The sequence below is a fragment of the Stutzerimonas kunmingensis genome, from assembly GCF_002929225.1.
Classification (GTDB): Bacteria; Pseudomonadota; Gammaproteobacteria; order Pseudomonadales; family Pseudomonadaceae; genus Stutzerimonas.
Genome location: NZ_PISM01000014.1, coordinates 599,001 through 624,288 on the forward strand (window position 1 = coordinate 599,001; position 25,288 = coordinate 624,288).

A 25,288-nucleotide genomic window follows, 5' to 3' on the forward strand; every position below is an offset into this window, starting at 1 on the left:
CCAGCGCGAGCGATTCAAACAAACGTTCGAATTATCGTTGACACTCCCGAACGATGTCCCTACCCTCGCGAAAAACAGTGCCGGCCGGAGCAGCAGCATGGGCAGTATCTACCTGATCAGGCATGGTCAGGCGTCTTTCGGCGCAGAAAACTACGACGTGCTGTCCCCGCTGGGATATCGCCAGTCCGAAGCCTTGGGTGACTACCTGGCGCAACTCGATGTGTCTTTCGATAGATGCCTGAGCGGCGAGCTGGATCGCCAGCAGAATACCGCCCGCGCCACGCTGGCGAGACTAGGCGCTCAGCCTGAGCTTGAAGTCGATGCTGCCTTCAATGAGTTTCACGCCGATGCGGTTATCCGCGCGCATCTTCCCGACCTGCTCCAGGCGGAGCCGAATGCGATGCACATCCTGCGCAACGCCGCCGATCATCGTGCCGACTTTCAGCGCCTGTTCACCCATGTAGTGCATCGCTGGATATCCGGTGAGCATGAGAAGGACGAACTGGAGAGCTGGCAGCACTTTCTCGACCGTGTACGTGGTGGCCTGGAGCGCGTTCTCGATCAAGCCGGCAAGCGCGACCGTATCGCCATCTTCACCTCCGGTGGAACTATCACCGCGCTGCTGCAACTGATCATAGGCGTGCCGCCGATCAAGGCGTTCGAGATGAACTGGCAGATCGTCAACACCTCGCTCAGCCTGTTGAAATTTCGTGATCGGGATGTCGCACTGGCTTCGTTCAACAGCCATGCGCACCTGCAACTCCTGAAGAATCCGGAGCTCGTCACCCATAGATGAGCCCAGCCCCAAGCGGCCAAAAGCTGCGTGTACCCATAACGACCAAAAAGGAAACCCTCATGAGCAACGTCGCCGAGACTTTCAAAGGCATGCAGTCGAAGTTCAACCCCAGCGCCGCTGCCGGCCTGGATCTGGTCTTCCAGTTCAACATCACTGATGCCGAAAACTACTACCTGGTGGTCAAGGATGGCACCTGCGATCTGCAGCAGGGCGATTCCAGCGACGCCAACGTCACTCTGATCATGGACAGCGAAACCATGCAGGGCATCGTCAGCGGCGAAACCGACGGCATGCAGGCTTTCATGGCCGGCAAGCTGCGCGCCGAAGGCGACATGATGCTGGCCATGAAGCTCAGCGAACTGTTCCCAGCCTGAGGCGAAAGCTGATTGCTGAGATGCAAAGGAACCGAAGTCTCAGACTTCGGTTTTTTTATGCCAGCGATTCATACGCGGACGAATCAGGGAGCTTGATTAACCAGCAACACTCCGGCCAATAACAGCGCGCATCGCTTGGTCTACGCAACCTCGAGCATTAGATTACTGAATCATCTTGGGCACCGAACATAAGTAGAAGGGATAACAATGGCGCTTACAGATCAAACCACCCGCGTCCGTGCAGGCGAGGAATTGCCGGTCGATATCATCGACCAATACTTGAAGGCGCATATCCCTGGCCTGAACGGTACACCGCAGATTTCCCAGTTTCCCGGCGGCGCATCGAATCTGACCTACCTGCTGCAGTACCCCGATCGCGATCTGGTCTTGCGCCGCCCTCCCTTCGGACACAAAGCTAAATCAGCCCACGACATGGGCCGCGAATTTCGCATTCTCAATCAGCTCAACGAAGGCTTTCCCTACTGCCCGAAGGCGTACGTGTACTGCACCGATGATTCAGTGATAGGCGCGGAGTTCTACGTGATGGAGCGCGTCAACGGCATCATCCTGCGCTCGGAGCTGCCGCCGGAACTGAGCCTCGATGAAGGCCAGACCCGTGCCCTCTGCGAGAGCTTCATCGACAAGTTCGTCGACTTGCACAATGTCGACTATCAGGCCTGCGGCCTCGGCGACCTGGGCAAGCCGGAAGGCTACGTGAAGCGCCAGATCGAGGGTTGGAGCGAGCGCTACGAACGCGCCATCACTCCCGATGCGCCCGCCTGGGAGGCGGTGAAGGCCTGGCTGAAGGACAAGATGCCGGCGGATCACCCTAAGCCGGGAATCATTCACAACGACTACCGTTTCGACAACGTCATCCTCAACCCGGATAACCCGATGGAGATCATCGGCGTACTGGACTGGGAAATGACCACCATCGGCGATCCGCTGATGGATCTGGGCAATACGCTGGCCTACTGGATCGAAGCCGCTGATCCCCAGCCAATGCAGGCAATGCGTCGCCAACCGAGTCATCTACCCGGCATGCATACCCGGCAGGGCTTCGTCGATTACTACGCGCAACGAGCCGGGATCGAGATTCCCTGCATCGATTTCTACTACACCTATGGCCTGTTTCGCCTGGCTGGAATCGTTCAGCAGATCTACTACCGCTTCTATCACGGTCAGACCCAGGACCAGCGTTTCGCCTCATTCATCCACATGAACAAGTTGCTCGAACACAAGGCGCTGCAAGTGATCGGGCAATCGACGCTCTGAAGTTATCCAAACCCTGTGGCACGCCACAGGACCGAACAAGAAAAGAGGAACGACCATGTCCAAGACAACCCTGTTCGACCTAGACGGCAAAATCGCCTTCGTTTCCGGCGCCAGCCGCGGTATCGGCGAAGCCATCGCCAAACTGCTCGCGCAGCAAGGCGCCCATGTGATCGTATCCAGCCGCAAGATCGAAGGCTGCCAGGCGGTAGCCGACGCGATCATCGCTGAAGGCGGCAAGGCCACCCCGGTCGCCTGTCACATCGGCGAGATGGAACAGATCCAGTCAGTGTTTGCCCAGATCCGCGAACAGTTCGGCCGCCTCGATATTCTGGTCAACAATGCGGCGACCAATCCCCAGTTCTGCCACGTGCTGGATACCGATGTTTCGGCCTTCCAGAAAACCGTCGACGTGAATATCCGCGGCTACTTCTACATGTCCATCGAAGCCGGCAAGCTGATGCGCGAACACGGCGGCGGCAGCATCATCAACGTCGCTTCCATCAACGGGGTAACGCCCGGCAACTTCCAGGGCATCTACTCGATCACCAAGGGCGCCGTGATCAACATGACCAAGGCCTTCGCCAAGGAATGCGCGCAGTTCGGTATTCGCTGCAATGCCCTGCTGCCAGGCCTGACCGATACCAAATTCGCCTCAGCGCTGGTCAAGAACGAGTCCATCCTAGAGATGGCACTGCAGCACATCCCGTTGAGCCGGGTCGCCCAGCCGAGCGAAATGGCCGGTGCGGTGCTCTACCTGGCCAGCGACGCGTCCAGCTACACCACCGGCGTGTCGCTGAACGTCGACGGTGGTTATCTGGCCTGATCGTTCGCCGCACAAAAAAGGGAGCCAAGCGGCTCCCTTTTTTGTCTGCCCACGCTTACCAGTTCTTCAGTGCCTCGGTCGCAGCGGCATTCACCGGTTTCGCCAGTAGCCCCGTAGGCGTCAGTTCCACGGCATAGACGGCCCCATCGGCGATCGGCATGTACTCGACATGCAGCACTTGCGGTTCTAGGAAGTGCAGATCGCGGCGCTCGAGCTGCAGCGCGTCCCATATATCCACGCCCAGAGGGTTCTCGCTCAGTACAACGCGACCATGGCGGGCGATGTTCTGTTGCTCCACGGCGAGATATCGTCCGGAAAGTCTCTCCAGTCGATACCCTGACTCCAGACCTATCAGCTCAGCCAGGCTCTTCCAGCGAAGCAGATGGAGATCGAGCTGCCATAGATCGCCTTCCAGCATCACCGTTCGCGTCTCGTTGCCCTGTTCCAGGCTGACTTCGTAACGCTGCGGACCCTGGGCATGGAAACTCACAGTGACCAGCGGCTTCTTGTCAGGCAGCGCAGCGTAGGTGCTGACGTCATAGCCAATCAGGCCAATCAATCCGGCGAACAACAGAACCAAAAAGCCGCACGTCCCGCGCAACCATCCCATCAGCCAGTGCCCCCCCAGTAGCAAGCGCAGCGCGACCAGCAATACGATCACAGCCAGCAGTGCGATCACGATCGCAAGCCCGAGATATTGCATAACCATGCGTCCTTTCAATTGGGTGCGACATTATCCGCAGGAGCAATCAGAGCAGCCAGCATCTGCATGGGACGGCCATCACGCGCTGACACTCTTGTCTATCAGGACGTGGATCTCGGTCATACGAGCAACCTCTTTCGCCGACGTGGCCAGTCGCATTATCCTCCGCTGCCGTTCTGCCTATTGAGGCCCGCATGCCCTTCGCACTTGAGCTCGCGCTCGATCCTGCCACGTTGGTGATTCTGTTCGCCGTAGCTTTCACTGCCGGGTTCATCGACGCCATCGCCGGGGGCGGCGGGTTGTTGACCATTCCTGCCCTGCTGACTGCCGGCCTACCACCGCATCTCGTGCTGGGCACCAACAAGCTTTGCGCCACATTCGGCTCGGCCACAGCCAGCTACACCTTCTATCGCCGCCGACTATTCGAGCCGTGCCTGTGGCGACGAGCGCTCACAGGCACGGCGATCGGCGCCGCAGTTGGCGCAGTAGTCGCGCAGTTCATGCCGGCAAGCTGGCTTAACCAGCTATTGCCGCTGGTGGTTTCTGCCTGCGGGATCTATCTGCTCTTCAGCCATATGCCGGCCAAATCAGCCAGCGATGCAGTGGCCATCGGCCGCAGACGCCAATGGCCACAGAGCCTTTCACTGGGCTTCTACGACGGCGTAGCAGGCCCGGGAACCGGCGCCTTCTGGACGGTCAGCAGCATGCTGCTCTACCCGCTCGACCTGCTGAGAGCGAGCGGCGTGGCGCGGACGATGAATTTCGTCAGCAATGCCATGGCGCTTGCAGTATTCATAATCGGCGGTCACGTCGCCTGGGTGCTGGGCATTGGGATGGGGCTGGCCTTGATGGCAGGCGCCTACTTCGGCGCGCGCACGGCGATCCGCGGTGGCTCGCGGTTCATCCGTCCGGTATTCATTCTGGTAGTACTGGCGATGAGTCTGCGGCTAGCCTGGCAACACTGGTTCGGGGTGGCCTAGCCGACGGGCCAGATAAAGCTCGATCAGATAGCGGGCGATGGATTGGCGCGCGGGCAACGCCGGCAGGTTGTCGATGGCGAACCAACGGGCATCCTCGATTTCCTCGGGCTGCAGCACGATATCGCCACCGGCATATTCCGCGTGGAACCCGAGCATGAGGGAATGGGGAAACGGCCAGCCCTGGCTGGCGATGTACTGCGGCGCATGAATGGCCACACCGACTTCTTCTCTTACCTCGCGTGCGACGCACTGCTCCACCGACTCACCCGGCTCAACATAACCGGCCAGCGTGCTGTAGACACCAGGCGCGAAACGCGGTGAGCGCGCCAGCAACAATTCGTCTCCACGGGTGACCAGGACGATCATGCTCGGTGAAAGCCGCGGGTAGTGCTGAACTCCACAGGCTGGACAGTACATGGCACGCTCACCGGCTCGCGCCTGCATGGGCGAGCCACAGCTGCCACAGAAACGATGCTGGCTGACCCAGGTACCGATCTGCGTGGCATAGCCGAGGAGCCGGAACAGATCGCGATCGTCCTCCTGCATGAACTGGCGCAGGCCCTGCCAGCGCGCGCCTGGCACATCGGCCGGAAAGTCCAGTTCGAAAAGAAACACCGGCTCTCCGTCGAAGTGCCCCAGACCCTGTTCGCTGAGCAGCGGCAGATCCAGGCGCTTGAGCCAGTCCCGCGGAAAGAGCGCACCGTCGCCATCGAGCAGAAACTGCTGCCGGCAGTGCACCACCGCCCAGCCCCCAGCCATCAAGGGATCGAGCAGCGCCGCCTGCCAGCGCAAGCTCATCAGGCGGCTACCGGCATGCCCAGCGCGCGTACGCTCTCGCTGGCCAGATCAAGCACGCTCACGCGCGAGTCGTCACGTCGCAATACCGCACCACCTTCAAGGTAGTACTCCAGGCTGGTCAGCGCATCGGCCAGAGTTTCCAGCAGTTGCTCGGGGGGCATCTGGTTCGATTCGAGCATGTGCTTTTGAATGAAATCAGCGCAGGCGCCGATCAGGTCCGCCGCGCGTTCCTGCTCGAGGAAACGCAGACCGCCGCGCACGGCCTGCAGGCTGAACGGCACGTTGGCCAGGTGCAATTTCTCCCCGTTGGACTCGAGATAAGCGGTGATCGCCCGCTTGGCCAGCGCCAAGCCTGCGGTCGCCTCGTCGATTACCACGATGCACGCTTCGGTGAGCTGGTGATTGGCAAAGGCTTCCGCTTCCATTCCGGGTCGGGCGACCTGAGGCTTGCTATCGCGTCGATCGCCGCGCTCGAGGCTGGCGACCATGCTCTCGACATACAGCACGGCATCGGCGAGACGCTGGATGACATGCGGTTCCGGCGCATGCTCCAGGCTCCAGCCAGACACGTCGCCCAGCTGCGCCTGCAGCGTGCTGGCCGCAGATGAAAGGCCAACCATGCCGAGGGTCTTGGCCATCTTCCCGAGCAGGTTATGCAGGTTCGAGTAGGCTTCCGCCTGGGCGGTACCTCGCTCGATCAGATCCAGCAGATCCTTCAAGCTCGCCAGTTCCTCACGGATCGCCGAGGACAGCGAACGCATGACGGCCTGGCCCGGGCCGGCCAGGCGCTGGGATTCATCTTCCAGCAGGTGGTCGGTGAACGGCAGCGAACCCAGCGAGAACACCTGACGGACATGGCTGGCGATAAGCCCATGGGTGTCCGCCAGCGCGACGACGTATAGCAGCTCCTTGAGCAGGCTGCGTGACGCCTCGTATGCAGGGTTGCCAATGACCTGCTTGAGTTCCCGGTCCAGACGGGAAAACAGCTGCTTGCGCGACTTGCGCGGCAATAGCTGGCCGTCCAGTTGCGATTCGACAGCGGCGCTGCCGATCCAGCACAGCCGACCTCCTGGCGACTCGACGAAGAGATGATCCAGCCGCGTCAAAGCGCGGCCCATGAGTTTCAGGCTGGCTGGCAGATTCTCTTCACGAATGAAGCCGAGCAACCCGACCTGATACATCTGACGCAACCGCCGGGCCTCGGCAACTGGCGCGGCTCCCGAACGAACCGGCACGTCCAACGCAGGACGGGCATGGTCGAGCCGGACGCTGAAAAAGAAACTTTCCGGCAACGGCGGCTGCGCGCACGCCTGGCGCAGCGCGTTGATGGCTGGAAGCAGCAGCTCGGGGATTTCCTGGCGGCTGGCATCGACGCTTTCCAGATAACGCCGCAGCACGTAGAGCGCGTTGCTCAGCGCGGCGAGTTGCACGTCGCGGTCCTCGCCGGCGCCGACCGGGATGTCGGTAGCCAGCTGCAGTATTTCTTGCGCGAGCAACTCGGCGCCGGTCAGCTCGATGAGGTTGAGCGTGCCGCGCACCTGCTTGAGGTTCTCCACGGCCTGCTGCAACAGGCCGCCGTTGTTGCGATCGATGATGAAATGCTCGAGGCTCTGCTCGGCTTCTTCCATGGTGGCGAACAGTTCGTCACGTACCAGACCGAGTGAAGTAGCTCCAGTAACCATGCCTAGTGCGCCTCCCGCGCAAACGTGTGGTGACGCATCAGTCGGCAAAGTCCGGCTTCTGTTTGCTCATATGAGCGGCGATGGCGACCTTGATGTCGGCCGACTGCAGCATGGCCGCATTCCAGGTGGCGATGTACTCGAGACCATCGTCGACCCGGTGATCGCGCATGTAACGGATCATCTCCTTGGTGCCGCGAATGGCGAGCGGTGATTTGCTGGCGATGTCACGGGCCAGCTCCAGCACGGCGTCCATCAGCATCTGCTGATCGGCATAGGTGCGATTGACCAGCCCGATGCTGCGAGCTTCCTCGCCGCTGATGGTGCGGCCGGTAAAGGCCAGTTCGCGCATCATGCCATCGCCGATGATGCGAGGCAGGCGCTGCAAGGTGCCGACATCGGCCGCCATGCCCATGTCGATTTCCTTGATCGAGAATTTCGCGTCCGCCGTGCTGTAACGCATGTCGCAAGCGGAGATCAGATCGATGGCGCCGCCCAGACAGTAACCCTGGATCGCGGCGATGACCGGCTTGCGGCAGTTGTCAACGGCATTGAACGATGCCTGCAGAGAGAGGATCTTGCGCCGCAGCTGCTCGGCATTGCGGCCGACGTCGTTACCAAGCTGGCTGCCGACCGAAGCCAGCATCTGCAGGTCTATACCGGAAGAGAAGTGGTCACCGGCGCCACTGAGGACGACTACGCGCACTTCGTCGGTTGCATCGATCCAGTTGAAGATATCGATGATTTCCGACCAGAACGCAGCGTCCATCGCATTGATCTTTTCAGGCCGATTGATCACGACGCGGGCAATCTTGTCTGCCAACTCTACGCGGAAGGCTTTGTATTCGGTCACGCTATCATCCTCGACAGCAAGGGCGCATGGGGAGCGCCGTGGCGGGCAAACCCGTACGACGGCGGGCAACTATAACAACTGCCACCACGACGAGTGAATGTCGATGCAGACGATGTGATACAGACCACGCCGCCAGACGACCTGTTCATGCCGTTGTAGACGGTGGCGAGCATCGACGCATCATTCTTCGCGGATACAGTCGACGGTGTACACACATCCATCCGCGCCTGCCTCATGTTGCAGGCCATGAACGTCGGCATCGAACCCGGGGAAACGCTCGGCGAAATCACGGGCGAAACGAAGGTAATCGAGAATCGAGCGAGTCTCTTCGGTAAAGCGCTCGCCCGGCATGATCAACGGGATACCCGGCGGATACGGCACCAGCATGACCGCCGCGATCTGGTCCTGCAGTGCCTCGATCGGCACCGCTTCGACCTCGCCGCGAACCAGCTTGTCATAGGCCTGGGCCGGAGTCATCGCAGGCTCCGGCAACGCCGTGTACATCCTGCGCATGGCCCGCGCCGTGGCGTTTTCGCAATAACAGGCATGCAGCGCATCGCAGAGATCACGCAGCCCCATACCCGCATAGGCCGCTGCACCGGCGCGCGCAATCGATGGCAGGGCCTCGACCAGCGGGATATTGGCGTCGTAGTGACGCTTGAACTCCAGCAACTCGGTCAGCAGGGTGCTCCACTTGCCCTTGGTGATGCCCATGGAGAAAAGCACCAGCATCGAATACAGCCCGGTTTTTTCCACCACCAGACCACGTTCCCAGAGAAACTTGCTGACCACCGCCGCCGGTATGCCACTTTCACCCAGTGCGCCGGATGCGGTAAGGCCCGGAGTGACGAGCGTGACCTTGATTGGGTCGAGCAGTACGTAATCGTCGGCGATATCGCCGAAGCCATGCCAGTCAGCCGTTGGCTCGAGAAGCCAGTCCGGGGTCACCAGCGCCTCGGCGCCGTCGACCAGTGGCGGCTGCCAGATGCTGAACCACCAGTCGTCGGCATCGATGTGCTGGCGCAGGTTGGCCAGCGCCCGGCGAAAGCTCAGCGCCTCATCGAAGGTTTCCTGAATCAACGAGCGTCCCGCCGGGCCTTCCATCATGGCCGACGCCACGTCCAGCGATGCGAGGATGCCGTACTGCGGCGAGGTGGAGATGTGCATCATGAAGGCTTCGTTGAAGCGATCGCGGTCGAGCTGCCGTGTCTGGCTGTCGAGCACATGGATCATCGAGGCCTGACTGAACGCCGCCAGCAGCTTGTGCGTCGAGTGGGTGGTGAACACCAGCGGACCCTGCTCCCGCGTATCCATGCCGTAGCGGCCGTCATAGAACTCGTGGAATGCCGCGTAGGCGTACCAGGCCTCGTCGAAGTGCAGCACTTCTACGTTGTCAGCCAGGGTGCGCTTGATCAGGTTGGCGTTGTAGCAGAGCCCGTCGTAGGTCGAGTTCGTCACCACCGCCAGCTTGACCTTCGGCGGCCGGCCACGCGCCAGCGGGTTGGCGGCGATCTTCGCCTGGATGGACTCGCGGGTGAATTCTTCCAGCGGAATCGGGCCGATGATGCCCAGCTCGTTGCGCGTCGGACTCATGTACAGCGGTATCGCGCCAGTCATGATGATGGCGTGCAGAATCGATTTGTGGCAGTTGCGATCCACCAGTACCAGGTCGTCCCGCGCGACCATCGAATGCCAGACGATCTTGTTCGCCGTCGAGGTGCCATTGATTACGAAGAACGTGTGATCAGCGCCGAAGTTGCGTGCGGCGCGGGCTTCCGCCGCCGCTACCGGCCCGGTGTGATCGAGCAACGAGCCAAGCTCGGGTACCGAAACCGACAGGTCCGAGCGCAAGGTGTTTTCACCGAAGAACTGGTGGAACGCCTGGCCGACCGGACTCTTGCGGTAGGCCACGCCCCCACCGTGTCCCGGCGTATGCCAGGAATAGTTCGACTCGCCGGTATGGCGTACCAGCGCGCTGAAAAACGGTGGTAGCAGATCCTCGAGATAACCGCGTGCGGCCCGGGCGACCTGGCGCGCAAGAAACGGCACGGTGTCCTCGTACAGGTAAAGCAGGCCGCGCAACTCGTTGAGATCGGCCATTGCCTCGGCAGGCGCATTCTCGATGGTGATCTGCTCGCCCAGTGCAAAGATCGGCAGACGCGGCGCGCGGCGACGAGCGACGCGGATCAGTTCCACCACGTCGTGCAGCAGGCGCTGATTGTCACCGGCGCCTTCTGCCGCAACCAGGATGCAGGCCAGCCCATGGTGCGTGGAGGCGACGATTCGTCCCTCGTTGGAGCTTGCTGTAGGCAGGATATTGAAGCCGTCGCGCTCCAGTTCGGAAGCGATGCCACGCACTCGCTCACCGGCAACGGTATCGGCCTTTATGTCACGGTGAACGATGAGGATGGGGAATTTCAGGTCTTTGTACATGCGCACTCTCTGCGAACGATCCACCTACAGGGTAGAAGCGTCCGCAGCAAAGGAACAGCGCATTGAAACGAGCGGTTGTGAGGCAGCGTCGCAAGTTGGCGGCAATGCCGAGCCATTCAGACTTCGAGCTGAGCCCAGAGCGGAGCTGCGCCGGCGGCTTTCTCGATCGCGGCCATTCGCGCCATGTGCGCGGCAACCTCTTCTTCGGTAGCGCGCAGCACCGCAGTGCGCGGCCGATCGGCGGGTAGCCGGCGGATCGGCGTGGGCTGGGGGCGACCGCCGTCGGAACTTTCACCATCACCCGCGAGGGACAGATTGGTCTGCCCGCCGGTCATGGTCAGCCAGACGTCGGCGAGAATCTCGGCATCGAGCAGAGCGCCGTGCAGATCGCGGCCCGAGTTGTCCACGCCGTAGCGTTTGCACAAGGCGTCGAGGCTGTTGCGCTGGCCCGGGTGACGCTCCCGAGCCATCAGCAGGGTATCGAGCACCGAGCAGTGGTCGGTGATCTCGGCACGCTCCTGCTGACCGAGCAGCGCGAACTCGTTATTGATGAAGCCAAGGTCGAACGCGGCGTTGTGGATGACCAGCTGCGCGTCCTTGATGAACTCGAAGAACTCGTCGGCGATGTCGCGGAAACGCGGCTTGTCGACAAGAAACTCGTTGGTGATGCCGTGAACGGCAATCGCGCCCTCGTCCACTTCACGATCAGGTTGCAGATAGACGTGGTAGTGCCGCCCGGTCAGGCGGCGGCCGATGACTTCGACACAGCCAATCTCGATGATCCGGTGGCCATCGGTCACCGGCATGCCGGTCGTTTCGGTATCCAGCACTACGCTGCGCATATCGTTTAGCTCACTTACACAATCGGTTGTCGTTTGGCCTGTACTACGCCGCGATTCGCAAGCAGGTCGGCATGCTCGTTACCGGGATGGCCGGTATGACCGCGAACCCACTCCCAGCTCACCTGATGGCGGTTGACCTGCTCGTCGAGCTGCTGCCAAAGGTCGGCATTCTTCACCGGCTGCTTGCTCGCCGTTTTCCAGCCGCGCTTCTTCCAGTTGGGCATCCAGTCGTTGATGCCCTGCATGACGTACTGCGAGTCGGTCACCAAACGAACCTTGCACGAGCGCTTCAGCTCCGCCAACCCGCGGATTGCCGCCATGAGCTCCATGCGGTTGTTGGTGGTGTCGGGCTCGCCGCCCCAGAGCTCACGCTTGACGCCCTTATAGATAAGTAGCGCCCCCCAGCCGCCTGGGCCGGGATTGCCCTTGCAGGCACCGTCGGTGTAGATCTCGACCCAATCGTCGCTCATGTGGATTGCTTACTCTGTTTGCCGACAGGCTCGGGGCGTCAAGGGAGTCGGTGTTGTTCGGCTTCGCGGCGGCTGACTTTGGCGACGGGCATCGGCAATAGCTTGCCCATGCGTTCGCGGCGCTCCTGGCGCAAGGGCCGCAGGCCGATCATCAACTTGCGCGCGACCAGCAGATAGAAACCGCCAGTTGGCGCCTGCAACTGCTGCCCGACGGACTCCAGACGAGACAACCGCGCCTGCCAGTCGCTCGAAGAAAGCGGCGGACAATAGCATCCGAAGCGACGTTTCTCCAGCGCGAATCCCAGCAGGTTCAGCCAGTCCCCTACCCTTGACGGACGAATGCAACGCGCCTGCCGAAACGCCTCGCGAGAGACCAGATGACGCAGGCCCCAGGCACTCCAAGGGTTGATACCGACGATCAGCAGATGCCCGCCCGGACGAACGCCACGCGCCGCTTCACGCAACAACCCATGGGGCGACAGGCTGAAATCCAATGCATGCTGCAGCACGACGACATCAGCAGCATGCTCGCCGAGCGGCCAGGCCTGCTCCTCGCAATGAATCTCCACACCAGGAAGTGGCGCACCGAGGCGAACGCTGCGTTTGATGTTCTGTGGTTGCACCGGCTCGCCGCTGAACGGGCCGTTATGCACCAGATAGCTGCCGAAACAACGCGCCAGCTCTTCGGTAAGGACTTGCTTCTCCTGAACCAGCAGCTGCTGGCCCAGCGGCCCCTCGAACCAGGCGGACGCCTCATTGATCATGGACAGCCAATGGTCGCTGCCTTGGGTGGACGGTCGATCGTTCATCGCTCGGCTCCGTTCGCCGCGCGATCTGCGCGGCGCTGAGTTCGCTCGGGTTCAACTTTCCCATGGGACTGCTAGGATGCGCCTTTGTCACTCAATTGGCGACCCGCCCATGTTGAAGATCGAAGCCCTGCCCGCCTTCACCGACAACTACATCTGGTTGCTTCTGGACGAGGCCACTCAACGCTGCGCTGCCGTCGATCCCGGTGATGCCACGCCAGTCCTGAAGTGGCTGCGCGACCACTCGGACTGGCAGCTCAGTGACATCCTGATTACCCACCACCATCACGACCATGTCGGCGGCGTCGAACGGCTCAAGACACAGACCGGCGCGCGCGTTCATGGACCGGCGGCCGAGAACATTCCCGCGCGCGACGAGGCGCTGAGCGACGGCCAGCACCTCGAGGTACTCGGGACGGACTTGCAGGTCATCGCCGTCCCTGGCCACACGCTTGGCCATATCGCTTATTTCAATGCCGACCCCGTGCAGCCCTGGCTGCTCTGTGGCGATACGCTGTTCGCCGCCGGCTGCGGGCGTCTGTTCGAAGGCACGCCCGAGCAGATGTTCCGCTCGCTGCAGCGCCTGGCCGATACACCGGATAGCACCCTCGTCTACTGCACCCACGAATACACGCTGAGCAATTTGCGCTTTGCCCGGGCAGTGGAACCGGACAACCCGGCCATTGGAAAACGCATGCGCGAGGTGACCGAACTGCGCGAATCGAACCGCTTCAGCCTGCCAAGCAGAATGGATATCGAGCGCGCGACCAACCCTTTTCTGCGTTGTGGTGTCGCCGCCGTTCAGCATGCGGCAAGCGAGCGCAGCGGCGGCCAGCTAGACGGCGATGTGGCGGTTTTCGCGGCTTTGCGCGCCTGGAAGGACGCCTTCTGACAAGGTCGACAGGTTCCCGAAACGCGGCATGCAGCCTTGACCCCACCAGGGGGCGTTCCTAGAATCCCCCGAATTTTGTTTCCGGGGAAGATTCCAGCCAATGCCGCCAGCTCCCAAGAAACGCCTCGAACCGGACGCCTTGGCAGCCTCTGGTCGGGCGTTGGCTCTAGCCGTTTGCGTCGCCCTAGCGGGCTGTCAGAGCAACGCCGTGCGTGATGATGCACGCGATCAGGCAAGCCGCACCACGGCGCCTGTGGCAGAAGAGCCCATCTGGCTGAACGACACCCCCGTCATCACCGAACACCAGGACATCTGGGAGCGAATTCGCGAGGGTTACAAGCTTCAGGATCATCTGGACAGCAACCCCCGCATCGAGCAACAGCGCCTGCTGTTCTCCAGTCGCCCAAGATCCATCGAAATCGCCAGCGAGCGCGGCAGCCCCTATATCCACTACATTGTCGAGCGCCTCGAAGAGCGCGACATGCCGCTGGAACTGGCTTTGCTGCCGATCATCGAAAGCTCCTACGATCCCTTCGCCTATTCGCCCGCCCATGCCGTCGGGCTCTGGCAGTTCATTCCCGCCACCGGCCGGCACTTCAATCTTCGGCAGACAAGCTGGTACGACGGCCGCCGTGACATCACCGCCTCGACCAATGCTGCCCTGCGTTATCTGAGCTACCTGCACGGCCTGTTCAACGGTGACTGGCTGCTGGCACTGGCTGCCTACAACTCGGGTGAAGGCACCGTGAGCCGGGCCATCGAACGCAACCAGAAGCTAGGCCTGCCGACCGACTACTGGAACCTGCCATTGCCGCAGGAAACCCGCGCCTACGTGCCGAAGCTGCTGGCCCTGTCGCAGTTGATCCAGGCCCCGGAGGCCTATGGCATCAATCTCAATCCGATCGCCAACGAGCCCTACTTCGAAGTCATCGCGCTCAAGCAGCGCATGGATCTGGCGCGGGTCGCCAAACTCGCCGACCTGGACGAGGACGAGCTCTACCAGCTGAATCCTGCCTTCACCCGCCGAATTACCCTGGATGGTCCGCAGCAGCTGCTGGTGCCAATGGAAAAGGCTGAAATGCTGGCAGCCAACCTGGCGCTGATGAAGCCGCAGGACCTGGTCGACTGGCAGCAGTATCAGGTGCGCGCAGGAGACACCCTGGGCGTCATCGCCAACCGTCATCATCTGACCGTCAACATCATCCGCGACGTGAACCGGTTGAAGAGCGACACGTTGCGGATCGGGCAGGTCCTCAGCCTCCCAACCAGCGGTGATGCCGGCGCTTCGCGGGAGTTGCTGCACGCTGTAGCGCGTCAGCCGGCCGCCACGCCGCGCAGCTACCGGGTCAAATCTGGCGACAATCTCTGGGACATCGCCAAGGCTCAGCGCGTCTCGGTACCCGACCTGCAGCGCTGGAACAAGCTCTCCGGCAGCCAGCTCAAAGTGGGCCAGGCGCTGTTCCTGCAGGGCCCGGCAGTAGCCAAAGCGCAGAGCAAGGGAAATTCGCCTACCTATTACAAAGTGCAGAAAGGCGACTCGCTGTACCAGATCGCCAAGCGCTTCAACGTACAGCTGAACAACCTGAAGACCTGGAACCCGAAAGGCACCAGCGTGCTGCGCCCTGGCCAGCTGCTGACGCTATACCTCGCCAACTAGCCCTCCGCCATTCACCCAGCCGGACGCTTGCTCAGGGACTCCAGGCAGCGTCCAGTCAGCTGGGTAAAGCGCTGAAACGCGACGAACTGTTCGTGTTTCAGCGCCCGCCCCGAAAGCCGGCAATCGCCGTAGATCACACCTATTTCACGCGTCCCCGCCATCAGCGGTGCGATGAAGAACATGCCATTGCCAAACCACTTTCGCAGCGGCTGGGTCACCAGGTCGGCCAAGTCATAACTTGCCGGCACGCCCATCCAGAGCGACTGCCGATGGCGCAGTGCGTAACTGAACACGTTCGGCTGCTCGGGTTGGTCAGCGGGAAGCACGAAGCCCTGAATCCAGGTCTCGGTCCCTTCACCGACGGCGCAACGCACCTTGAAACGCGTCTGCTGATCGGCCAGCACCGCCACCATCACACGTTCCAGGCCAACCCCGCGGTGCAGCCCCTTCAGCAGCGTATCCAGAATCAACGTGGCATCGCCGCCGCCTGAGGCCATGAGCCCCAGGTCCTGCAGCGCCTGTTGCATCAGCAACAGATCCGGTTGCAGCAAGGCTGCCTGACGCTGGGCCTGCTGCAGGCGGATCTGCTCGGGATCGGTACTGGGAATGAGCCGGCCCAGACGACTTGCGCCAAATGTGGTCGCCACCTGCACGGTTTCATCGGCGCTGGCGAGTATCTGCTGCAACGCATCAGCTTCATCCACGCCGGTGAACTCGGCCACGGCCCTGGTCAGTGACGTCATCCGCTCGCACTCCCAGCCTCCGAGTGCGGCTTCGCTGATCTGTACGCCCAGCGCGACCGCGCGAGCGGCCGGATCGCTGCTGGCCACCTGAGTGTGTGCAAGACTGGTCAACTCTCCCAGGTTCCAGCTTCTGACCAGACCCAGGCTGAGCTGCCGGAAGCTGGTGCCCAACACGCTCTGCACCGCATCGTCAGGCTTGATGCCCGGCTGCGTCAGCAGCAGGGCCAGCTCATCCGCCTGCTCTCCACCGCAGCCCCAGAACGCCAGCTCGCCCACGTTGTAGAGCAGCGCGGCAATGAATACTTCTTCCTCGTGACGCGAAAGCACATAGCCGGCGATGTTGCGGGCTTGCACCGCGGCGTGAAACGAACGAGCCAGCAGTTCCAGCAGCTGCTCCCTCGGGGCGCGCTCAAGCAGGCTGTCGATCAGCGTGACCGACAGACTGATCAGGCGCACGTTCTCGAAGCCGATCATCACGATGGCCCGAGAAATCGTCTTGATGGTCTCCTGGGAGGGGTTGTAATAGCTGCTATTGCCGACCCTCAGCACCTTGGAAGTCAGCGAGGCATCACGAAGCAGTACATCGGCCAGTTGCTGCACCGAAGCATGTTCATGCACGGCAAGGCGCTGCAGATCCTTGACCACGGACGCCAACGCAGGCAGCTCCGATTGATTCAGGCGGTCTATCCATGCCTGAAGACCCTGGGCACGTACATCCAAGAGGTCACCTCTGCACAATGCCATTACGGGAAATGACCGGCAGTTTGCCCGAGTTGCCCGGCCTTTTTCCAGCGCATACAAGCTGTTACTGTACCGGCCCGAGAAGCCCCTAAGCGCCAAGGATCGGATTTCCCGTCTGATGCGAGCCCTGCTACCGTTACTGACCTGCCTGGCATTGAGCTTTCCCGCCTTCGCCACCATCAGCGAAAGCCATGGTTATGCGCAGTTCGGCACTCTTAAGTATCCGGCCAACTTTACCCACTTCGATTGGGTGAATCCGCGCGCGCCGAAGGGTGGCCAGATCAAACTGATGGCCTCCGGAACGTTCGACACCCTGAACCCCTACACTTTCAAGGGCACCAGCCTGAGTTCGGCACCCGGCTTTCTGCAATACGGCATCAGCGAGCTGAACGAGCCACTGATGGTCGGCACCGGCATCTACGACCCGTCCGGCGACGAACCTGCCTCCAGCTACGGTCTGATTGCCGAGTCGGTGGAGCACAGCGATAACTACAGCTGGGTGGTTTTCAACCTGCGCAAGGAAGCCCGCTTTCATGACGGCAAGCCGATTACCGCCTATGACGTCGCCTTCTCCTATCGCACCCTGATAAAGGATGGGCACCCCCAGTACCGCTCCAACCTGCAGGGGGTGAAGCGGGTCGACATCCTCAACCGACATCGCATTCGTTTCATATTCGAGCAACCGAAAAATCCGCTGCTGATCATGCGTCTCGGCGAACTGCCTGTGCTGCCACAGCACTACTGGAAGAATCGAGACTTCAGCGCGACCACCTTCGAACCCCCACTGGGCAGCGGCCCCTACCGCATCACGCATGTGCAGCCGGGCCGGCAGGTAGTCTTCGAGCGAGTGCGGGACTGGTGGGGCGCCAAGCTGCCGGCCAATCAGGGGAAATACAATTTCAACCGAGTCTCGGTCGAGTTCTATCGCGATAGCGTGGTGGCCTTCGAAGCCTTCAAGGTCGGCGAGTTCGACTTCTTCATCGAGCACCAGGCGAAGAACTGGGCCAATGGCTACCAGTTTCCGGCGGTGATGCGCGGCGACATCATTCGCGCTGAAATCCCCCACCAGATTCCGACCCAGACCCAGGCGCTGTTCATGAACGGGCGCCGCGCGACCTTCGCCGACAATCGTGTGCGCGAAGCGCTCGGCCTGATGTTCGACTTCGAATGGACCAATCGTGCCCTGTTCTACGGCGCCTACCGCCGCAGCGAAAGCTACTACCCCAACAGCGACTTCACAGCGACAGGCAAGCCCGAAGGCGGTGAGTGGCTGTTGCTTTCGCCGTACCGCAAGCAGCTCCCACCCGAACTGTTCACCGAGCCCTTCCAGCTTCCGCAGACCGAAGGCCGCGGGATTCCGCGGGAAACCTTGCGCCACGCGCTAAAACTGCTCGCCGACGCAGGCTGGAAAGCCTCGGATGCCGGCCTGCTTAACAGCGCCGGACAGCCGCTGCGCTTCGAGATCCTGCTGGTCAACCCGAGGCTCGAGCGCATCCTTCAGCCCTACGTCGAGAATCTAGCACGCATCGGCATTCAGGCCAGTCTGCGTACCGTGGACAGCGCACAGTACAAGCAGCGCCTCGATCACTACGACTACGACATGATCCTGATGACGCTGGCCCAGAGCCTCAGCCCAGGGATCGAACAGTATCTGTACTTTCATTCCAGTCAGGTCGACGTCAAGGGCGGTCGCAACTATGCCGGCATCGCCAATCCGATCATCGACGACCTGATCGACAAGCTGCTCGCCGCGCAAACCCGCGACGAGCAAGTCGCCGCCGCCCGCGCAATCGACCGCGTGCTGCTGTGGAACCACTACACCATTCCGAACTGGTTCATCAGTAACCACCGCCTGGCGTACCGCAATCGGTTCGCCCACGTCACCACGCCACCCTATACGCTGGGTTTGCGCGCCTGGTGGCTGAAGAGCCTGGAGAAGACCAAATGAATGATCGCGCGCGCCATCCGCTGCTCCGCGCCGGGCTGCTGGGGCTGCTCTGCCTCGCTGCTATCGCCGAAGCCGCTCCTCGCCATGCCCTGACGCTGTATGACGAGAAGCCGAAGTACCCGGCCAATTTCCAGCATTTCGAATATGCCAACCCCGACGCTCCCAAGGGCGGGACGTTGCGACAGGCTGGTTTCGGCGGCTTCGACTCGCTCAACCCCTTCATCAACAAGGGCGTTGCAGCCGACGATATCGGTCTGATCTACGACACCCTCACGACCAACAGCCTGGACGAACCCTTCACCGTCTACGGCTTGCTCGCGGAAAAGATAGAAAAGGGACCGAACAACAGCTGGGTGCGCTTCCACTTGCGCCCGCAGGCACGCTTCCATGACGGCGAGCCGGTAAAGGCCGAGGATGTGGTGTTCACCTTCGAAACCCTTATGAGCCAGGGTGCCCCGCAATACCGCGCCTACTACGCCGATGTGGAGAAAGTGACAGCGGAAAGCCCGAGGCGGGTGCGCTTCGATTTCAAGCACGATGGCAATCGCGAACTGCCGATGATCCTCGGGCAGATGCCAGTGTTGCCGAAGCATTGGTGGGAAGGAAAGGAATTCACTTCGGGCAGCCTCGAACCGCCTCTGGGCAGTGGCCCATACCGCGTCGAGAAGGTCCAGGCCGGCCGCTCGATCCGCTATGAGCGCGTAGCGGACTACTGGGGCAAGGACCTCCCGGTGAATCGCGGTTTCTACAACTTCGATCACATCAATTTCGATTACTACCGCGACAACACCGTCGCCTTGCAGGCGTTCAAGGCCGGGCACTTTGATTATTGGGAGGAGCGCACAGCCAAAAGCTGGGCCACCGCCTATGACATACCAGCGGTGAGGGACGGTCGGATCGTTCGTGACGAAATTGCGAACGAGAACCCTGCGGGAATGCAGGGCTTCATCTTCAATATCCGCCGCCCGCAGCTGGAGGACCGCCGCGTCCGTGAAGCCCTCGGGCTCCTGTTCGACTTCGAATGGACCAATCGCCAGCTTTTCAACGGTGCCTACACCCGCACCCGCAGTTACTTCGACAACTCCGAGCTGGCGTCATCCGGCTTGCCGAATGACGACGAGTTGAAGGTGCTCGAGCCGCTTCGCGGCAAGATCCCGGACGAGGTGTTCGACAAACCGTTCGAGCTACCACGTACCGAAGGCAATGGTGTGATCCGCGAACAGCAGCGCAAGGCATACCGGCTGCTCACCGAAGCAGGTTGGAAGGTCGAGAACGACCGCATGCTGGACGCTGCCGGCAAGCCGGTGAAGCTCGAGTTCCTGCTGGTCCAGGCCGAGTTTGAACGGGTGCTGCTGCCTTACAAGCGCAATCTGGCCGACCTCGGAATCGAACTGGAAATTCGTCGGGTCGACGTTTCGCAATACATCAACCGCCTGCGTTCGCGCGACTACGACATGATCGTCAGCGGCTTTGGCCAATCCAACTCGCCCGGCAACGAGCAACGCGAGTACTGGCACTCGGCAAGCGCCGACAACCCGGGCAGCCGTAACTTCATCGGCCTCAAGGACCCGGCAGTCGACAGCCTTGTGGAAGGTTTGATAGGGGCCGATTCGCGCAAGGAATTGATCAGCTACACCCGCGCGCTCGATCGTGTGCTGCTCTGGGGGCATTACGTGGTGCCGAACTGGCACATAAAGACCTGGCGCGTGGCGTACTGGAATCACCTCGCGCATCCAGAGGTGACGCCCCGGCAGGATATCGGCCTGATGACCTGGTGGCGCAAACCCGACGCCAAGACACCTGTCGCCGATCCCGTCGAAGCGAAGAAGGCCGAGGAAGCTAGCGCTGCGGTCCCGGCTGATAGCGTCGAGGCGGAGCGCTAAGCATGCTGGCTTACATCGTTCGCCGACTGCTGCTGATCATCCCCACGCTGTTCGGCATTCTGCTGATCAATTTCATCATCATCCAGGCCGCACCTGGCGGCCCGGTGGAGCAGGCAATCGCCAAGCTGGAAGGCTTCGAAGGCGCCACCAGCCGGATCTCTGGCGGTGGCTCGGAAGTCGCGGTCGCCGGCACCAGTTACCGGGGTGGCCAGGGTCTGGATCCCGAGCTGATCGCCGAGATCGAGCGCCTGTACGGCTTCGACAAACCACCCGCAGAGCGCTTCTGGATCATGCTCAGCAACTATCTGCGGCTGGATTTCGGCGAGAGCTTCTTCCGTGACGCCAAGGTGACCGACCTGATCATCGAGAAGATGCCGGTTTCCATCTCGCTGGGTCTGTGGAGCACCTTGATCATGTACCTGGCCTCGATCCCGCTGGGCATCGCCAAGGCCACGCGTCACGGCAGCAAGTTCGACGTCTGGACCAGCTCGGCGATCATCGTCGGCTACGCCATACCGGCGTTCCTGTTCGCCATTCTGCTGATCGTGCTTTTCGCTGGCGGCAGTTACTGGAATTGGTTCCCGTTGCGCGGACTGACGTCGGCCAACTTCGATGACCTGACCCTGGCCGGCAAGATCATCGACTACTTCTGGCACCTGGCCCTGCCCGTCACCGCGCTGGTGATCGGCAACTTCGCGACGCTGACGCTGCTGACCAAGAACAGCTTTCTCGACGAGATCAACAAGCAGTACGTGATCACGGCGCGGGCCAAGGGCCTGAGCAAGAATCGCGTGCTCTACGGCCACGTGTTCCGCAATGCCATGTTGATCATCATCGCCGGCTTTCCGTCTGCCTTCATCGGCATGTTCTTCACCGGCTCGCTGCTGATCGAGGTGATCTTCTCCCTTGACGGGCTCGGCCTGCTCAGCTTCGAGGCGGCAATCAACCGCGACTATCCGGTGGTGTTCGGCACCCTCTTCCTCTTCACGCTGCTCGGACTGGTGGTGAAGCTGATCGGCGACCTGACCTACACCCTGGTCGACCCGCGCATCGATTTCGAAAGCAGGGAGGCCTGAGATGCAGTTGTCCCCCCTCAACCAGCGCCGGCTGGCGCTGTTCAAGGCACACAAGCGTGGCTGGTGGTCGCTGTGGATCTTCCTCGCGCTGTTCGTACTCAGCCTTGGCGCGGAGATCATCGCCAACGACAAGCCGATCGTGGTGCGCTACGACGGCGAATGGTTCTTCCCGGTGTTCAAGCGTTATCCGGAAACGGCCTTCGGCGGCGAGTTTCCGCTGCAGGCGAACTACAAGAGCCCGTACATCCAGGAACTGATTGCCGAGAAGGACGGCTGGATGGTCTGGCCGGTCATTCCCTTCAACTATTCGAGCATCAACTACGAACTGCAGGTGCCCGCCCCTGCGCCGCCGTCACTGGAGAACTGGCTGGGCACCGATGACCAGGGCCGCGATGTGCTCGCCCGGGTGATCTACGGCTTTCGCATCTCGGTGCTGTTCGCCCTGACCCTAACCCTGATCAGCTCGGTGATCGGCGTCATCGCCGGCGCCCTGCAGGGCTTCTATGGCGGCTGGGTCGACCTGGTTGGTCAGCGCCTGCTGGAAATCTGGTCCGGGCTGCCGGTGCTCTATCTGCTGATCATTCTGGCCAGCTTCGTGCAGCCGAACTTCTGGTGGCTGCTGGGCATCATGCTGCTGTTCTCCTGGATGAGCCTGGTGGACGTCGTGCGTGCCGAATTCCTCCGTGGGCGCAACCTCGAGTACGTGCGCGCCGCTCGTGCGCTGGGCATGCAGAACGGCGCCATCATGTTCCGCCACATCCTGCCGAACGCCATGGTTTCCACCATGACCTTCATGCCGTTCATCCTCACCGGCGCCATCGGCACGCTCACCGCGCTGGACTTTCTCGGTTTCGGTCTGCCGGCCGGCTCGCCGTCGCTCGGTGAACTGGTCGCCCAGGGCAAGGCCAATCTGCAGGCGCCCTGGCTGGGCATCAGCGCCTTCATGGTGCTGGCGGTCATGCTGACCCTGCTGGTGTTTATCGGGGAGGCGGCGCGCGATGCCTTCGACCCAAGGAAATAACATGGCCGAACAACCGATAGCCGAGAATCTGGTCGAGGTCCGCGATCTGGCCGTCGAGTTCGTCACCGGCGAACAGGTCCAGCGTGTCGTCGAAGGCGTGACATTCGACATTCGCAAGGGCGAAACCCTGGCCCTGGTCGGGGAAAGCGGCTCGGGCAAGTCCGTGACGGCTCATTCCATCCTGCGACTGCTGCCCTACCCGCTCGCTCGCCATCCGCAAGGGCAGATCCTCTTCCACGGGCAGGACTTGCTCAAGGCCGACGAAAAGGCCATGCGTAAAATCCGTGGCAATCGCATCGCCATGGTCTTCCAGGAGCCGATGACCTCGCTCAACCCGCTGCACACCGTGGGCAAGCAGATCAACGAGGTGCTGGAGATTCACAAGGGCCTGCGCGGCAAGGCCGCAACCGCTCGCACCCTGGAGTTGCTGGAACTGGTCGGTATCCCGGAGCCGCGCAAGCGCATCCGCGCCTACCCGCACGAGCTGTCGGGCGGCCAGCGGCAACGGGTGGTCATCGCCATGGCGCTGGCCAACGAGCCTGAACTGCTGATCGCCGACGAGCCGACCACGGCCCTCGACGTCACCGTGCAGCTGAAAATCCTCGAACTGCTAAAGGAGTTGCAGGCACGCCTGGGCATGGCACTGCTGCTGATCAGCCACGACCTCAACCTGGTTCGGCGCATTGCCCATCGCGTATGTGTCATGCAGCGCGGTCGCGTCGTCGAACAGGCGTTGTGTGAAGATCTGTTCCGCGCACCTCAGCATCCGTATACCCAGGAACTGCTCGCGGCCGAGCCCAGTGGCGGTCCGGTGGCGGTCGAAGAAGCGGCGCCATTGCTGGAAGTGGACGACCTGCGGGTGTGGTTCCCGATAAAGAAGGGCTTGCTGCGTCGCACCGTCGACCATATCAAGGCGCTGGACGGAGTGAACTTCAGCCTGCCCAAGGGGCAGACGCTGGGTATCGTCGGCGAGAGCGGCTCCGGCAAGTCCACGCTTGGATTGGCTATCCTTCGATTGTTGGGTAGTCGGGGCGAGATCCGCTTCCAGGGTCAGCAACTGCAAAGCCTGTCGCAGCGCCAGGTACGGCCGTTGCGGCGGCAGATGCAGGTGGTCTTTCAGGACCCCTTCGGTAGCCTGAGCCCGCGTATGTCGGTCGGGCAGATCATTGGCGAAGGGTTGCACATCCACCGGATGGGCAATGCCAAGGAGCAGGAGCAGGCAATCATTGACGCGCTTGTGGAGGTTGGCCTCGATCCGGAAACCCGGCATCGCTATCCCCATGAGTTTTCCGGCGGACAACGGCAGCGCATTGCCATTGCCCGGGCTCTGGTGTTGAAGCCGGCGCTGATACTGCTCGACGAGCCGACCTCGGCGCTCGATCGCACGGTACAGCGCCAGGTGGTAGAGCTTCTGCGCTCGTTGCAGGCCAAGTACAACCTGACCTACCTGTTCATCAGCCATGACCTGGCGGTGGTCAGGGCGCTGAGCCACCAGATGATGGTGGTCAAGCAGGGCCAGGTAGTGGAACAAGGTGCGGCCGCTGACATTTTTGCGGCACCACAACATCCGTATACACAGCAGCTGCTGGAATCCGCCTTCATGGCGCCCGGCACTGCCGAACAACCAGAAGAGGGACAAGCACATGGGTTTTCTCACCGGTAAGCGCGTACTGATCGTCGGCGTTGCCAGCAAACTTTCGATTGCCTCCGGCATCGCCGCCGCCATGCATCGCGAAGGTGCAGAACTGGCTTTCACCTACCAGGGCGACAAGCTCAAGGGTCGCGTCGAGGAATTCGCTTCCGGTTGGGGCTCGAGCCCTGAGCTGTGCTTCCCCTGCGACGTCGCCAACGATGAAGAGATCGCGCGCGTATTCGAAGAACTGAGCAAGAAGTGGGACGGCCTGGACTGCATCGTGCACTCGGTCGGCTTCGCTCCGGGCGACCAGCTCAACGGCGACTTCACTGAAGTCACCACCCGTGAAGGCTTCAAGATCGCCCACGACATCAGCGCCTACAGCTTCGTAGCCCTGGCCAAGGCCGGTCGCGAGATGATGAAGGGCCGCAACGGCAGCCTGCTGACCCTCTCCTACCTGGGTGCCGAGCGCACCATGCCGAACTACAATGTCATGGGCATGGCCAAGGCCAGCCTGGAAGCTGGCGTTCGCTACCTGGCCGGCAGCCTCGGCCCGGAAGGCACTCGCGTGAACTGCATCTCTGCCGGTCCGATCCGTACCCTGGCCGCCTCCGGCATCGCCAGCTTCCGCAAGATGCTGGCTGCCAACGAGAAGCAGACCCCTATGCGTCGCAACGTCACCATCGACGAAGTCGGCAATGCCGGCGCCTTCCTCTGCTCGGACCTGGCTTCCGGCATTAGCGGTGAGATCCTCTACGTCGACGGCGGCTTCAACACCACCGCAATGGGCTCGCTGGAAGACTGATCCCGCGCCCGTCTACGTAAGCACCGAACCCCGCCTGCTGGCGGGGTTCGTGTTTCT

The 25,288-nt window shown here is 61.6% G+C and carries 22 protein-coding genes; 13 read left to right on the forward strand and 9 right to left on the reverse strand.

Features of this window, described 5'->3' with window-relative positions; genetic code table 11:
* Window positions 1-97 precede the first annotated feature (97 nt).
* From CW305_RS09380 to CW305_RS09395, 4 genes are all read left to right on the forward strand, one after another.
* The gene (locus CW305_RS09380; RefSeq protein ID WP_104097734.1) at window positions 98-796 is read left to right on the forward strand and encodes a histidine phosphatase family protein; all 699 of its coding nucleotides are present in this window, start codon (window positions 98-100) and stop codon (window positions 794-796) included.
* Between the two features lie 59 nt (window positions 797-855).
* Complete coding sequence (locus tag CW305_RS09385; protein WP_014820131.1) at window positions 856-1,170, forward strand: SCP2 sterol-binding domain-containing protein; 315 nt, start codon at window positions 856-858, stop codon at window positions 1,168-1,170.
* Between the two features lie 207 nt (window positions 1,171-1,377).
* Window positions 1,378-2,445, forward strand: a complete 1,068-nt coding sequence (locus tag CW305_RS09390; protein ID WP_014820130.1) for a phosphotransferase family protein — start codon at window positions 1,378-1,380, stop codon at window positions 2,443-2,445.
* A gap of 55 nt (window positions 2,446-2,500) precedes the next feature.
* Complete coding sequence (locus tag CW305_RS09395) at window positions 2,501-3,268, forward strand: SDR family oxidoreductase (protein WP_023445295.1); 768 nt, start codon at window positions 2,501-2,503, stop codon at window positions 3,266-3,268.
* A gap of 55 nt (window positions 3,269-3,323) precedes the next feature.
* Here the strand turns inward: CW305_RS09395 and CW305_RS09400 are convergent, their stop codons facing one another.
* On the reverse strand, window positions 3,324-3,971 hold the full coding sequence (locus CW305_RS09400) for a hypothetical protein (protein ID WP_104097735.1): 648 nt from the start codon (window positions 3,969-3,971) through the stop codon (window positions 3,324-3,326).
* A 194-nt stretch (window positions 3,972-4,165) separates the two neighbouring features.
* Between CW305_RS09400 and CW305_RS09405 the strand changes: the two genes are divergently transcribed.
* The gene (locus CW305_RS09405) at window positions 4,166-4,951 is read left to right on the forward strand and encodes a TSUP family transporter (RefSeq protein ID WP_104097736.1); all 786 of its coding nucleotides are present in this window, start codon (window positions 4,166-4,168) and stop codon (window positions 4,949-4,951) included.
* On the opposite strand, the gene nudC is transcribed toward CW305_RS09405, so the two are convergent.
* From nudC to CW305_RS09440, 7 genes are all read right to left on the reverse strand, one after another.
* Window positions 4,919-5,749, reverse strand: a complete 831-nt coding sequence (gene nudC / locus CW305_RS09410) for an NAD(+) diphosphatase (RefSeq protein ID WP_104097737.1) — start codon at window positions 5,747-5,749, stop codon at window positions 4,919-4,921. The two genes, CW305_RS09405 and nudC, sit on opposite strands and share 33 nt — an antisense overlap.
* On the reverse strand, window positions 5,749-7,431 hold the full coding sequence (locus CW305_RS09415) for a FimL-related protein (RefSeq protein WP_104097738.1): 1,683 nt from the start codon (window positions 7,429-7,431) through the stop codon (window positions 5,749-5,751). Before CW305_RS09415 ends, nudC begins: the two co-directional genes overlap by 1 nt.
* Before the next feature lie 37 nt (window positions 7,432-7,468).
* Window positions 7,469-8,281, reverse strand: a complete 813-nt coding sequence (locus tag CW305_RS09420; RefSeq protein WP_014820125.1) for a crotonase/enoyl-CoA hydratase family protein — start codon at window positions 8,279-8,281, stop codon at window positions 7,469-7,471.
* Window positions 8,282-8,461: 180 nt separating this feature from the next.
* Window positions 8,462-10,714: an Orn/Lys/Arg family decarboxylase gene (locus tag CW305_RS09425; protein ID WP_104097739.1), complete on the reverse strand. Its 2,253-nt coding sequence runs from the start codon at window positions 10,712-10,714 to the stop codon at window positions 8,462-8,464.
* A gap of 116 nt (window positions 10,715-10,830) precedes the next feature.
* Window positions 10,831-11,556 (reverse strand): DNA polymerase III subunit epsilon, encoded by a 726-nt coding sequence (dnaQ, locus tag CW305_RS09430; protein ID WP_023445288.1) that lies wholly within the window; start codon window positions 11,554-11,556, stop codon window positions 10,831-10,833.
* 14 nt (window positions 11,557-11,570) lie between these two features.
* Window positions 11,571-12,026 carry a ribonuclease HI gene (gene rnhA / locus CW305_RS09435; RefSeq protein ID WP_014820122.1) on the reverse strand — a complete coding sequence of 152 codons (456 nt, stop codon included), beginning with the start codon at window positions 12,024-12,026 and terminating at the stop codon, window positions 11,571-11,573.
* Between the two features lie 38 nt (window positions 12,027-12,064).
* Window positions 12,065-12,835, reverse strand: a complete 771-nt coding sequence (locus CW305_RS09440; RefSeq protein ID WP_023445286.1) for a class I SAM-dependent methyltransferase — start codon at window positions 12,833-12,835, stop codon at window positions 12,065-12,067.
* 109 nt (window positions 12,836-12,944) lie between these two features.
* Here CW305_RS09440 and gloB point away from each other — a divergent pair, with 109 nt between their 5' ends.
* Together gloB and CW305_RS09450 are read left to right on the forward strand one after the other, a co-directional pair.
* Window positions 12,945-13,724 carry a hydroxyacylglutathione hydrolase gene (gene gloB, locus CW305_RS09445; RefSeq protein ID WP_104097740.1) on the forward strand — a complete coding sequence of 260 codons (780 nt, stop codon included), beginning with the start codon at window positions 12,945-12,947 and terminating at the stop codon, window positions 13,722-13,724.
* Between the two features lie 100 nt (window positions 13,725-13,824).
* On the forward strand, window positions 13,825-15,381 hold the full coding sequence (locus CW305_RS09450; protein WP_181063874.1) for a lytic transglycosylase domain-containing protein: 1,557 nt from the start codon (window positions 13,825-13,827) through the stop codon (window positions 15,379-15,381).
* Window positions 15,382-15,392: 11 nt separating this feature from the next.
* On the opposite strand, the gene CW305_RS09455 is transcribed toward CW305_RS09450, so the two are convergent.
* Complete coding sequence (locus tag CW305_RS09455; protein WP_046618956.1) at window positions 15,393-16,844, reverse strand: HDOD domain-containing protein; 1,452 nt, start codon at window positions 16,842-16,844, stop codon at window positions 15,393-15,395.
* A gap of 139 nt (window positions 16,845-16,983) precedes the next feature.
* Here CW305_RS09455 and CW305_RS09460 point away from each other — a divergent pair, with 139 nt between their 5' ends.
* The 6 genes from CW305_RS09460 to fabI are packed head-to-tail and all read left to right on the forward strand — an operon-like array spanning window position 16,984 to window position 25,231.
* Window positions 16,984-18,813 carry an extracellular solute-binding protein gene (locus CW305_RS09460; RefSeq protein WP_104097742.1) on the forward strand — a complete coding sequence of 610 codons (1,830 nt, stop codon included), beginning with the start codon at window positions 16,984-16,986 and terminating at the stop codon, window positions 18,811-18,813.
* Complete coding sequence (locus CW305_RS09465; protein ID WP_104097743.1) at window positions 18,810-20,696, forward strand: extracellular solute-binding protein; 1,887 nt, start codon at window positions 18,810-18,812, stop codon at window positions 20,694-20,696. Before CW305_RS09460 ends, CW305_RS09465 begins: the two co-directional genes overlap by 4 nt.
* A 2-nt stretch (window positions 20,697-20,698) precedes the next feature.
* Window positions 20,699-21,772, forward strand: a complete 1,074-nt coding sequence (locus CW305_RS09470; protein WP_014820115.1) for a microcin C ABC transporter permease YejB — start codon at window positions 20,699-20,701, stop codon at window positions 21,770-21,772.
* A 1-nt stretch (window position 21,773) separates the two neighbouring features.
* A complete protein-coding gene (locus CW305_RS09475; RefSeq protein ID WP_003298887.1) occupies window positions 21,774-22,793 on the forward strand; it encodes an ABC transporter permease in 1,020 nt (339 codons plus the stop codon).
* Window position 22,794: 1 nt separating this feature from the next.
* The gene (locus CW305_RS09480; protein WP_104097744.1) at window positions 22,795-24,456 is read left to right on the forward strand and encodes an ABC transporter ATP-binding protein; all 1,662 of its coding nucleotides are present in this window, start codon (window positions 22,795-22,797) and stop codon (window positions 24,454-24,456) included.
* Entirely contained in the window at window positions 24,437-25,231 is a 795-nt protein-coding gene (gene fabI / locus CW305_RS09485) for an enoyl-ACP reductase FabI (protein WP_003282073.1), read from the forward strand. The genes CW305_RS09480 and fabI overlap by 20 nt, the downstream gene beginning before the upstream one ends.
* Window positions 25,232-25,288: the final 57 nt, after the last annotated feature.